Source organism: Psychroserpens ponticola, assembly GCF_023556315.2.
In the GTDB taxonomy this organism is placed as follows: domain Bacteria; phylum Bacteroidota; class Bacteroidia; order Flavobacteriales; family Flavobacteriaceae; genus Psychroserpens; species Psychroserpens ponticola.
In genome coordinates this window covers 867,749-879,974 of the sequence record NZ_CP116221.1, presented here as the reverse complement: position 1 = coordinate 879,974, position 12,226 = coordinate 867,749, and the positions used below count along the sequence as shown (strand labels likewise).

General features: G+C 30.7%; 11 protein-coding genes. 6 read left to right on the top strand and 5 right to left on the bottom strand.

The features are described from left to right. Positions 1-75: 75 nt before the first annotated feature. The gene (locus MUN68_RS03895) at positions 76-1,347 is read right to left on the bottom strand and encodes an NAD(P)/FAD-dependent oxidoreductase (protein ID WP_249995409.1); all 1,272 of its coding nucleotides are present in this window, start codon (positions 1,345-1,347) and stop codon (positions 76-78) included. 133 nt (positions 1,348-1,480) lie between these two features. On the opposite strand from MUN68_RS03895, the gene MUN68_RS03890 reads away from it, so the two are divergent. Beyond that, complete coding sequence (locus tag MUN68_RS03890; protein ID WP_249995408.1) at positions 1,481-1,975, top strand: RNA polymerase sigma factor; 495 nt, start codon at positions 1,481-1,483, stop codon at positions 1,973-1,975. 4 nt (positions 1,976-1,979) lie between these two features. Further along, positions 1,980-2,621 (top strand): hypothetical protein, encoded by a 642-nt coding sequence (locus MUN68_RS03885; protein WP_249995407.1) that lies wholly within the window; start codon positions 1,980-1,982, stop codon positions 2,619-2,621. 1 nt (position 2,622) lies between these two features. Here the strand turns inward: MUN68_RS03885 and MUN68_RS03880 are convergent, their stop codons facing one another. From MUN68_RS03880 to MUN68_RS03865, 4 genes are all read right to left on the bottom strand, one after another. Then, entirely contained in the window at positions 2,623-3,423 is an 801-nt protein-coding gene (locus MUN68_RS03880) for a lysophospholipid acyltransferase family protein (RefSeq protein ID WP_249995406.1), read from the bottom strand. 48 nt (positions 3,424-3,471) lie between these two features. Next, complete coding sequence (locus tag MUN68_RS03875; protein ID WP_249995405.1) at positions 3,472-4,113, bottom strand: NUDIX hydrolase; 642 nt, start codon at positions 4,111-4,113, stop codon at positions 3,472-3,474. Positions 4,114-4,197: 84 nt separating this feature from the next. Next, on the bottom strand, positions 4,198-4,803 hold the full coding sequence (locus tag MUN68_RS03870) for a response regulator (RefSeq protein WP_249995404.1): 606 nt from the start codon (positions 4,801-4,803) through the stop codon (positions 4,198-4,200). Between the two features lies 1 nt (position 4,804). Continuing rightward, positions 4,805-6,688, bottom strand: a complete 1,884-nt coding sequence (locus tag MUN68_RS03865; protein WP_249995403.1) for a tetratricopeptide repeat-containing sensor histidine kinase — start codon at positions 6,686-6,688, stop codon at positions 4,805-4,807. Positions 6,689-6,771: 83 nt separating this feature from the next. Between MUN68_RS03865 and MUN68_RS03860 the strand changes: the two genes are divergently transcribed. The 4 genes from MUN68_RS03860 to MUN68_RS03845 all read left to right on the top strand — a co-directional run bounded on the left by MUN68_RS03860 (position 6,772) and on the right by MUN68_RS03845 (position 12,190). Beyond that, a complete protein-coding gene (locus tag MUN68_RS03860) occupies positions 6,772-7,392 on the top strand; it encodes a T9SS type A sorting domain-containing protein (protein WP_249995402.1) in 621 nt (206 codons plus the stop codon). A gap of 33 nt (positions 7,393-7,425) precedes the next feature. After that, positions 7,426-8,067, top strand: a complete 642-nt coding sequence (locus MUN68_RS03855) for a hypothetical protein (protein WP_249995401.1) — start codon at positions 7,426-7,428, stop codon at positions 8,065-8,067. 205 nt (positions 8,068-8,272) lie between these two features. After that, a complete protein-coding gene (locus MUN68_RS03850; protein ID WP_249995400.1) occupies positions 8,273-10,492 on the top strand; it encodes a T9SS type A sorting domain-containing protein in 2,220 nt (739 codons plus the stop codon). Positions 10,493-10,552: 60 nt separating this feature from the next. After that, complete coding sequence (locus MUN68_RS03845; protein ID WP_249995399.1) at positions 10,553-12,190, top strand: fibronectin type III domain-containing protein; 1,638 nt, start codon at positions 10,553-10,555, stop codon at positions 12,188-12,190. The last annotated feature ends 36 nt before the right edge of the window (positions 12,191-12,226 follow it).

Sequence of the window (12,226 nt, the reverse complement as noted above, 5' to 3'; positions counted from 1 at the left end):
AAAGGTTTTCGACTGAATTGAAAGTCGCTTACAAAAAAGATATAGTGGACAGCCTGACCGAAGGGAACGCCAAAATTATTTTTTAAAAGGCCTAATAATTAAACGAGCTGCTTTATCGAAATTGATATAGTTATAGGTCCAATTAAAGAACACTATAACTCTATTTCTGAAACCAACCAACGACATTAGGTGAATAAACATCCAAACAAACCACGCGAAAAAACCTCCAAACTTAAAGTGTTTTAAATCGACAACAGCTTTATTTCTACCAATAGTAGCCATAGAGCCTTTGTCTTTATAAGAAAACGGTTGCATTGGTTTATTATTGATAAGCCTTAAAATATTCTCACCTAACAATTTACCTTGCTGTATGGCAGGTTGGGCAACTTGCGGATGACCTTTAGGATATACATCAGTTGTCATTAAAGCAATATCTCCAACAGCAAAAATTGTATCATAACCTTCAATTTGATTGAACCTATTTACAGAATAGCGATTGATTTTCTCTAATAAAACATTAGCATTTAAACCTTGAATTGGTGCTCCAGTAACACCAGCAGCCCAAATTAAAGTTTCGGATTGAAACTCAAGATCCGAATTGGTAGTCACTTGTGTGCCATCGTAATTTTTAACAAACGTATTGCAATGCACTTTTACTCCTAAATTCGTTAAAAATTTCTCAGCTTGTTTAGAAGCATGTTCACTCATTGGAGGCAATACTCGATTTGCGCCTTCAAGCAAATGAATGTGCATATCTTGAGGATTTAAATCTTTATAATCTCTAGGAAGAATATTGTTTTTAAGTTCTGCTATTGCTCCAGCAAGCTCTACTCCTGTTGGTCCACCACCAACAATGACAAAATTCAAAAAAGCGTCTCGTTCTTGTCTGGTATCAGCAATTGCAGCTTTCTCAAAATTTTGTAGAATTAGACTTCTAATATTAAGCGCTTGAGGAACACTTTTCATTGGCATACTATGTGTTTTTATAGCATCATTTCCGAAGAAATTAGTTATTGTACCAGTAGCAATAACCAGATAGTCAAATTGGAGATTCCCAATGGACGTTTTTATCCTATTTTTTTCTGGCTGAATGTGTTCAACTTCTGCCAATCTAAAAAACGTAGTTTTATGCTTTTTTATTATTTTTCGAAGCGGATAGGCTATCGAATCGGGTTCTAATCCTGAACTAGAAACCTGATAAAGAAGCGGTTGAAACGTATGATAATTGCGTTTGTCAATAAGAACGACTTGTACACTTTTATTTGCTAGAGACTTTGCAAGTCTAACACCTGCAAATCCACCTCCTATGATTACAACTCGAGGTAAAGTTGATTCTGGGATATTCATAAGTTTTTATTAAAACTATCCTTACAAAGATACGATTTAGGTCATCCAAAATCTTACTTTTGAAGTATTACTTAATACATATTGTAACATTTTAAAACAAAAGCCTACATATAGGTAACTAACCGATAAAAATTTGGATAAAGCATTAGAACATAGTTTTGTTGAATTACTCGAAAAACACCAAAACATTGTGCATAAAGTCTGTAGATTATATACTAATAATCAAGATGCTCACAATGATTTGTTTCAAGAGATAACTATACAATTATGGAAAGCATATCCTAAGTTTCGAGGTGATGCTAAGTTTAGTACTTGGATGTATCGTGTTGGTTTAAATACGGCAATTACACTCTACCGAAAGTCAAAACGAAGCATAAAAACACAAGAATTTGAAAGTGTTCAGTTTAAAATAAAATCTGTACCATATGACGACACTGAAGAACAGCAATTAAAACTGTTATATAAAGCCGTTCATCAACTTAATGACATTGAAAAAGCATTGGTGTTTTTATATCTCGAAGACAAAAATTATAGCGAAATAAGTGAAACCCTTGGTATTACAGAAGTTAATGCTCGTGTAAAAATGAATAGGGTAAAGAAAAAATTAAGAACAATATTAAATCCGTAATAATATGGATGAATTAGAATTATTAAAAAAAGACTGGAAAAACGAGGACAAAGTATATCCTAAATTATCATATAAGGAAATCTATAATATGATACTTAGTAAATCGTCTTCTATTGTCAAATGGATATTTATAATAAGTATCCTGGAATTTGTGTTTTGGGTATTTATTTCCTTTGGGTTGAAAGCCTCAGGATTTAATTTAGAACTTGATGGCATGGAAAAAAATGCTGGTTTTATTGCCATATCAATTTTCTCCTATGCAATTTTAGCCTATTTCTTTTACAGATTTTATATTAATTACAAAACCATTAATACAACTGACAATGCAAAAGTACTAATGGAAAATATTTTAAAAACAAGGCGTACTGTAAAGCAATATGTGTTTTTTAATTTATTGGTATTAGTTATTGGTGTATCCTATATGATGCCATATGCTTTAAAAAGCGACGAGGATTCTAGAGTACTTTTAGAAACAGCTCAAGCTAATGGTGAATTGTTTAAGTATTATGCAAGTATTGCTTTAGTAACCATAATTGGATTAGTAATCGCTATTAGCGTATTGCTTTTATTTTATTGGCTTATTTATGGTATACTATTAAAACGTTTGAATAGAAATTACTACGAATTAAAAAAACTAGAAGTTTAAATTACCAATCGCGAAGTTCTTGATTAAGTCGTTCTTTTTCTAATAGTTCTTCTTGAGGAATTACTTTTAGGAACGATGGATGCTGCTCAATAGCATACTCAATTTTCTCAACGATATCTGCGATACTTTCATTTTCATAATCGATTTGTAAAGGTGCTTTTATTTCAAATGATTGGTAGACATTTTTCTTTTTAACACGTAATCCTTTTTTATCGAATGAACGCCTAAAACCATCAATAACAATAGGCACCACAATAGGTTGATACTTTTTAATAATATGTGCAGTTCCTTTACGAATTGGTTTAAATGGTGTAGTTGTGCCTTGCGGAAATGTTATGACCCAACCATCGTCTAAAGCTTTTCCTATACTAGAAATATCGCTCATTTTAACTTGACGGTTCACATCTTTACCTTCAGATCTCCAAGTACGTTCTATACTTATTGAACCAACATAGGCTAAAATTTTAGGTAACAATCCTGATTTCATTGTTTCTTTAGCAGCTACGTAGTACAAATTCAGTTTAGGGTTCCATAAATAACCAACATTTTTAATGCTATCTAATCGTCCGCTAAGACTCGCATTAAACACATGAAACATAGCAATTACATCAGCAAAATACGTTTGATGATTGGCTATAAAAAGCACATTAGTGTCAGGAAGATTTTTAATAACATCAGAACCTTCAATTTGAAGTTCATTAAAACCTCTAAATCTTCGGTGAGTTAGTGCTCCTAAGATTCTGATTAGCCATTTTTTTACAAAAAGTATATGCCCAAAAGGGTTTCTTTTAAATAATCCCATTAAGTAATTGTTATTAAGCGGAAAAACAAACTTACAAAAAACTCAACCTTACAGCACCTTTTTTAACAAGTCTTTTACTTCACTTAGCATCATTGCTGTTGCTCCCCAAACCACATGATCATTAAGTTTAAAAGCGGGCACCTCAATATTTACTTCATAAGATGTAGGCACAGAGGTTTTAATAACAATAGATTCATCTAAAAAATGAGAAAGCGAAACTTCAATAAGATCTTCGACTTCAGAGTCTTGTTTGATAAAACTCGGTGTGCTTTGAGTGATGCCAAAAAAAGGATGTACCGTAAAATTACTTGGTGGAATATACATTGGTGTCATTTGTTTTAACACTTTTACGTTTTCAACTTGAACACCAACCTCTTCATAGGTTTCTCGCAGAGCGGTCATCTTTAAATCTGAATCATTTTCTTCTAATTTCCCACCAGGAAATCCTACTTGTGCCGAATGAACGCCTTTATAGGTTTTTCTTAAAATTAAAATGAGATACGTCTCATTATTCTCATTTGGATAAAACAGGGCTAATACTGCAGCTTGTTTAGCTGTTTTCATCAATTCCCTGTTGCGTTCCATTAGCTCCAAACGATATGGAGGAGACATTTTAATCTGAGAAGCTTCTCCTGGAAGTTCTATATTTTTTATTTTTGATATTGATTTTAAAAATGTATTGAAATTCATTTAAGAGTGATTAACAAATTATTTAATATGTTAAGATAATCAAACTCATCACAAAACGGATACGGAAAAAGATTTTTTTGAACATTATAAATATCCAAGATAAGCAGCTTTCTTAACTAATCCAGCAGCATTATGAACTTGTAATTTTAAAAAAATATTTTTCTTATGAGCTTCAACAGTATGTTTACTTAAAAATAACTGTTTTGCAATCTCATCTGTTGAATATTCATTTGCAATTAGTTTAATAATCTCTTTTTCTCTTTTAGTTAATAAATGCTTTTTAAACTCTAATTCATCAGTTCTTTTTACAAAGTCTTTATAGTAATACGATTTCTCTTCTATTACAATGGTCGTAATTGCTTTTAATAATATTTCATGACTTGTTTCTTTTAATAAATAACCATTAATATTATTAAAAGATTGAATTTGTTTAAACATACTAATAACAAGAATCTTCAAGTCTGGCTTATTTTTTTTAACTGCTTTAATGAGTTCTAGTCCGTTAATTTCTGGCATTGAAATATCTGTAATTAATAAATCGACATCATTTGTTTCAATAAATTCAATTGCTAATATAGCGGAATCAAAAACACCTTTAATATTAATATGACTTTGCTTTTGAAGCACAGAGGAAATGCCTTCAAGAAACATCTTATGATCATCAACCAATACAATATTTATGTTTTGCATATCAAATAGGGATTTCTAGTGTTACTTGTGTTCCTTTTCCTTTTTGTGAATCAATTACCAATTGACCATTAATCGATTTTGAACGTTCATTTATATTTGCTAATCCAATTCCTTCCTTATCCAAATATCTATCAAAACCAATGCCATCGTCTTCAAAAATAACTATGATTGAATCATTGTGCTTATTTATTGAAAGCTCAACAGCATTACAATTAGAATGCTTCAGAGCATTATTAAATAACTCTTGAAAAATTCTATATAAATTATGTCTTAGGTCTACATCCAAATCATTTAAACATTGTTCAGGAAAAATAGAGATTGTAATTTCAAAAGCATTTAAAGATTCATATTGCTGTTTTAATTCTACCAGTAATTCATCAAAGACCTTTTCATCAAAATAGTTAGCACTTAAGTTGTGAGATAAAACTCTTAAATCTCGAAAAATATCTGAGACCTTTTCACTGATATTATTAATACTTGGATTTTGTAATTCTGAATTTACTTCAGAAAGTGTCAAATTTACACTTGCTAATTGACCTCCTAAACCATCGTGCAATTCTTTAGCTATGCGATGGCGTTCTTTATCTTGTCCTTCAATTAAAGCCTTAACTTGAACTATTTCTTGTTCTTTCTTTGCATGTTCTCTTTCTTGTTCTCTAATTATACGTTGAGTTTTAATCCTGTTTCTATAATACAACAGCAATAGACTTAATGCAACCGTAATTAATATGCCTCCAATTAAAATACTTTTTCTCTTTGCTTCTGAAAGTTCTTTTTCTTTTTCCAACAACTCAATCTGACTATCCTTTTTTTCAACTTCATACTTTGTTCTTATTTCGTCAAATTCTTTAGTTTTCTGAGCATTTAATAATCTCTCATTTAATTCTATATACTGCTCCTGAACATCAAACGCTTTTTTAAACTGTTTGTTAAAATAATAACCTTCTGAAAGATACCAGTAACCTAATGAAATTGCATTTTCATCCACATATTTACCATATTCATTAATAGCTTTCTCATATTTTGAAACACATTTACTAAAATCATCCAAATTATAATTATAGATTCCTAATGATAAATTGACATAATACAAAGAAGCCATGTTATTAACCTCTAAAGCAATTGATTCGCATAACTCTAAACTTTCTAACGCTAAATCATATTGGCCAGCATTTAAATAAACATCTCCAAGATTAGCATACACCAGACCTTCATAATGTCTCTGTCTTGTTTCCTTAAATAAATCTATTGCTTTCTTATAATAATAAATTGAACTATCTCTATTTTTAGTAAAAAGTGAAATCCCTTTTAAATTGTAACTATCACCCAATCTAATTTTTAAATTATTTGCTTTACTAAGTTTTATAGAATTTTCGAGTTCTTCTAAAAATTTATTTTCATCTCCTCTTATTCTATACAACCACGCTAAATTGATGTGAATACTACACATTTGTTCAACATAGTTTTTATCCTTTGCGATTTGATATCCTTTTTCAAAGTGTTTATGTGACTCTGAATAATTTCCTTTTCTTCGTTCTACTGCACCTATCCGATTATAAAGGATTGCTTGTTTCTGAAAATCTTGTAACTTAATTGATAAATCGAATGCCTTCTGAGCATAAACCAATGAAGAATCGTTTTGTTTTTGACGAAAATATATTAAGCTTAAATTAGTGTATGAGGACAGCAAAAGTTCTTCATCCTGCAATACTTCACTTTTTTGAACTGCTTGAGATGCTAATTCCTGAGCTCCTTTTAAATTGTAAAAAATAGTTGTTTCAAATAGAGTATTTAACTCATTGATTTCCTTTACACTTTGAGCATTAATCAACGGTGTAATTAATTGAAAACAAAAAATAAAGACTATGAATTTTACTTTAATCAATTTAATATATTTATGGCTAATTGTAAAAATACCATAATTATGGTATTTTTTTGCTTTATCAATACTACTAAATTTACGCTATTATGAAACAACAACAAAAACACTTTATCAAACTCATTTTCTTATTTGCAATAGGCATTAATTACAATTCTTACTCTCAACAACCCATTGCAGAATGTCAGGAAGACTTTCATGGTGTTGGCGAAGTAGATAAAGAATGTGATGAAACAATAATTGTTACATCCACTTCATCTGAAGGTCCAGAAGGCACAATTTTTTATGGCTTAATTTACTCTAGGTACAATTCGGTAAAGTACATACCTGGATATTCAAAAGTTAGACTTGTACCATACGATAATACTGAAGGAAGTAGAGCTGGAGGTCGAACAAAATCAGGAACTGGAGGTAAACCAGTAGGTGGAGGAAGATATTCAAATCCAAACCTTGTTAATACAAAGGTATTACTTAGTGATCTTAAGATTTATCCCAATCCAGTATCTTCTAAACTGTCAATTACTTATACAGCCTCAAATTTAAATAGCTACGAAGTATACAGCATTGAAGGGCGACTTTTAGTAACAAAAGATCTTGATGGATCTAATAATTATAGTATAAATCTAAGTCAACTCAGTTCTGGATTACATCTCCTAAAATTATACAGTAAAAATGGAGAAGTTATCAATAAACATATCATTAAACAATAAACAATTTCACAAACAATTTAAAATTTTAACATTATGAAAAAATTACTGCTTTTTATTCCTACATTTTTTATTTGCACATTAGCATTCTCACAAATTTTCCCAACAAACACTTCTAATCCCATAGCATCAATTGATATGAACTCAGGCCCAAATAGATTTATAGAATGGCCTACTTCTCCATGGGGAAATGGATTTGGACATAGAATTGTTTCAGGTGATCCAGGAGGAATGACATTGTTAAATTTTGAATCTAGACATAATTCTACCACTTGGAATACCAGCATGTCTATTACATCAAATGGTGTAGTTGGTATTGGCACTGTTGACTTCGCTCAAAATAATAGTGATTCACGATTGCTTGTTGAAGGTAAAATCTTATGTGAAGAAATAGAAGTTGTTCAAAATGTATTTCCTGATTATGTGTTTCAAAAGTATTATACTGGAGTATCAGAGTTAAAAAGTGATTACAACATGCTTACATTAGAAGAAATTGAAGTATATACGAAAGCAAATCACCATTTACCAGAAATACCTTCAGCTGAAGAAGTTAAAGAAAACGGCATGCAACTAAAGGACATGACTACTATCCTATTGCAAAAGGTTGAAGAACTAACGCTATATACAATTGAGCAAGAAAAGCGAATCAAAGCTTTAGAAGCTGAGTTAAAAAATTAAGCTTAGATCTATTCATTAGATCAATTATCTCACGTTTAAAAAAGGCTGATTAACATTTCATTTGATTTGTCAGCCTTTTCATTTCAAATTTAAATTCCGACCCTTTTACTTAAGCTATATAAAGCTTAAGGTAGGATTTCCATTGCTTTTTTTAAACAGAAAAGTAAGTCTTATTTCTATACTCCAATTAATAAAATTCTAAACTATGAGAATTGCAATACCCATAATCACTCTCGCCTTAATTGTATTTAATTCTTTAACAATAAATGCGCAAGCAAAAAATAAAAACTATATAGAATTAGAAGAAATACGTTTAGCCAAAGCCGATTCAATAAACAAGCTTATTGACATCTTTATTAAAACTAATCTACCTAATTATGAACTAAGCCAAAATGAAAAGAATACCATTGCAGATGACCTTTACAATATTCATGATGGCACATCAAAACCAATTACAGGAATTGATTTAGAAAGCGTTTTGCTAGAAGCAAAAAAGATAAAACTTAAACAAAAGTATTTTCAAAATAAACCGAATGACTTGGTCTTTTTTCAACCCTTAGAATTACCTATTGAATTTAGACAATCATGCATAAATGGTGATTTTGAAGGTGGATATGCAAATTATACTTTTACTGAAAGAAATACAACTAATCATTTGAATCCAGGTTGTACAGGAACAGATGATAACCTAGTTGCTTTTCAACCTGTAGGATTAGATAATTTTAACGCACTTGCCTCTCTAGTTTCGCCTGGAGATGAGCCACTTTTAGCTAGTTTAGGTATCTCAGTAAATAGAGTGTTTTCTGGATCTAGATCATTAAAAATAAATCCAACACCTATAGATTTCCCTGATTCTCAAATTGGAAATAGAACATCCGTTTCAAGAAATTTTATAATAAATGAAGATCAAATTGAATTCAGTTTTTTATACCTTGGTCATACTAATAATTCACATAATAGGGCGTATTTCAGATACCGATTAATTGATAATATTACTGGAGAAATTTTATCTACTAATTGCCTCTTAACAATCAATAACGACTGTAGATTTATACAGCTAGCTGATAATACTTATGGTAATAATACTTTAACGTATACACCAGACTGGATTTGTGAAAGAATAAACACATCTAACCTTATTGGTCGAGATGTTACACTAGAATTTTCAGTTTCTGATTGTGAATACCGAGGTCATTTCAGCACAGTATATATTGACAATATTTGCGGTGTTTCATGTTCTCCAACCTGGGGAGATTTAATTATTGATCCTATTAATATTGATTGTCCAGATTCAAACATTGAAGTATGTGGCACATTTGAATTGCCAACAGGAACAAATTTCACCACTCTTACTTTAGATGTCAGAGATGACATAGTTGTAAATACCATAAGCACTTATGTTAATCCTGTTATAACAGGAAATAATTATTGCTTTAATGTCAATTTATCAGATTTTGGAGCTACTCCATCTGGACAATATTCGTTCGATGTAATTTTAAATAATGATTCAAATTGTAATACCCTATCACAGATTACGGCATCTGGAGGATTAATAAACTTTGATAATTGTTCAGCCCCTTGTGATATAGTTACTGGAGAGTTTATTAATAATACTGATTTATGCTGGGACGATATTTCAGATGATGATTATGAAATAGAGTTCATTTCTCAAGAAACATGTCCAAATGGTGCTGGTTCAAGTTCAAACCCATCGTTTGTAAGCTATACTCAAAGCGCTAATTGCATAGATTTAGTTAATGTTGTTCATACTTTGGGAGGAAAATGTTTTAGATGGCGAATTCGAACCAATTGTGGAGATTGGACAGATTGGTGTTTAATTGCAGATGGATCTGATGAGAATAATCCGCCCTTTGTAACCTTCAATGATTGTATTCCAACTGCTCCTTGTGAAAATTTCATTCCAGAAATTGTTCTAGAAAGTCCGGATGATAATATACCAAATGGTATCACAGAAAATTATGACTCCTATATTGATATTATTGCGAGCAATACTGTTGAAAATGGAGCAATATCTTTATATCAAGCTAGTCACTCAATAAGACTTGTCCCTGAATTTCAGGCACAAAACATAACTGGTCAAGGAAGTTTTATCGCAAGAATTATTCCTTGTGAACCAGCTATAATTCCTCCTAGTAGTCAAAGAATAGGGCAAAAATTCGAGGATTTAGATAAAATCAAAGTTCATCCAAATCCTGCTAGCAATATTTTAAATATAACTTCAAAAGAATCTAAAATACTTAGTTTACAGTTGCTAAACATTTATGGAAATAAACTAGAAAGCTTTGAAAATATTAATACTTATAAATATTCTTTCAGTGTATACAATCATTCAAGAGGCTATTATATTTTAAAAATCACTTTAGAAGATGGTAGTATTGAATTCAAGACAATAATCTTAAAATAACAATAACTAATAAGCCAATTCAAATTATTGAATTGGCTTTTGTTTAAAATACTATTTATTATGAAGCATGTTCAAAAACTTTTATTTGCATTAATATTATTAATATCTAACTATGCTATAGCTCAATCTGTAACAGTCTATAGTATGCAATACGATAATGGAACTATAATTCCATTAGGAGGCATTATTGAAATTGAATCAGGTCAAAATTCTAGAATTCAATTTGCTGTAAATGTTGATAATCCAAATGGATTTGAAGGCACTCTAAAAATATACACCAAAGAAACCGGTTCAAGTAACCCTATACAACGCGGTGGTACTGAAACAATTTTTAGTGGTACTACATTTTTCGTTTCATCTAGAGATATCACATTATATGCAAGTGATTTTAATCCAACTGGAGGAAAATTGTACGCTGAATTCATGACCTCTGGAGGGTCTAAACACACTAGCGGATACTATAACATTGAAGTCTATACAGATGAAAACACAGATAGTGATGGAGATGGTGTGCCAGATAATCAAGATAATTGTCCAAATGAAGCAGGACCAGCTTCGAATGGTGGGTGTCCAGTGCCTGATCCATGTTTATTAGATCCTCCAACAAACAGAATAATATCTAATATAACAATCAATTCCGCTTCCTTGAATTGGGATCCAGTTTCTAGTAACAATGGTTATACACTTCTTTATAATGTAAGTAACTCTAATAATACTCCTACAATTGTTAGTTTATCAAGTGGTGCAACTAATTACAATATTTCAAACCTGCAAGATAACACCTCTTATTTCTACAGAATCAGAACAAAATGCTCAAATGGTGAATATGGCAATTGGAGTGCAACTGAAACATTTTCAACTTTAGAAGAAGTTTGTAATTTAAATCCACCTACAACACTTACAAGTTCAAATATTTATTATAACAGCGCAGAAATTAGTTGGACAGATGTATCAGGTAATAATGGATATCATTCACAATACAAGCAAAGTAGTTCAAACAATTGGAATGACGCAAGTAATAACTTAGACACGACATTTACATTAAACAATCTACAAGATGAAACAACATATGAATGGCGTGTTAGAACGCGTTGTGATAATGACGTATATGGTATTTGGAGTTCTATTGCGAGTTTTACTACACCAGAGGAGTGTTTAGAAAATTTGAATATTATAATTATTATTGATGGCGGAAACACAATTTTAAATGAAGTTTCAAATAACATAACTTCTTATAGCAGAATTGAAAACAATGCAAATGTCACATATTCAGCAGGAAATAAAATACTTTTAAAAGCTACTTATAGAGGTAATCAAAGTTTTAGTTTTCATGCAAAAGCTGGTTCAAATTTTCTAGCTAAAATTGAAGGATGCACTAATGAACCTTTAAATAGAATGCATCAAAATGAAAATTATAATAAAAAAGAAATTGACAAAACCAAATTACTTGTTGATATAAAAATCATAAAAGCCTACCCAAACCCAACAAAATCTAAAATCACTATTGCAAGTCTAGAACCAATGAATCAATTAGTTGTATCAAATCATATTGGCAGAACTTATATTGACGCATCAATTGATAATAAAAATGCTTTAAAAACAACTTTGAATTTAGAGAATCTTCCTTCAGGAATGTATTTCTTAAGAATCACTTTAAAAACCGGCAAAATCATAACCAAACAAATCGTCAAAAAATAAGTATTGATCTTTAAACAAAAAAAAGCTGATTAGCCT

Bases quoted from the DNA above. Each gene is read 5' to 3' on its own strand.
- MUN68_RS03870 (WP_249995404.1), bottom strand. From the start codon at position 4,803: ATGCAAAACATAAATATTGTATTGGTTGATGATCATAAGATGTTTCTT.
- MUN68_RS03860 (WP_249995402.1), top strand. From the start codon at position 6,772: ATGAAACAACAACAAAAACACTTTATCAAACTCATTTTCTTATTTGCA.
- MUN68_RS03875 (WP_249995405.1), bottom strand. From the start codon at position 4,113: ATGAATTTCAATACATTTTTAAAATCAATATCAAAAATAAAAAATATA.
- MUN68_RS03895 (WP_249995409.1), bottom strand. From the start codon at position 1,347: ATGAATATCCCAGAATCAACTTTACCTCGAGTTGTAATCATAGGAGGT.
- MUN68_RS03885 (WP_249995407.1), top strand. From the start codon at position 1,980: ATGGATGAATTAGAATTATTAAAAAAAGACTGGAAAAACGAGGACAAA.
- MUN68_RS03845 (WP_249995399.1), top strand. From the start codon at position 10,553: ATGAAGCATGTTCAAAAACTTTTATTTGCATTAATATTATTAATATCT.
- MUN68_RS03850 (WP_249995400.1), top strand. From the start codon at position 8,273: ATGAGAATTGCAATACCCATAATCACTCTCGCCTTAATTGTATTTAAT.
- MUN68_RS03880 (WP_249995406.1), bottom strand. From the start codon at position 3,423: ATGGGATTATTTAAAAGAAACCCTTTTGGGCATATACTTTTTGTAAAA.
- MUN68_RS03855 (WP_249995401.1), top strand. From the start codon at position 7,426: ATGAAAAAATTACTGCTTTTTATTCCTACATTTTTTATTTGCACATTA.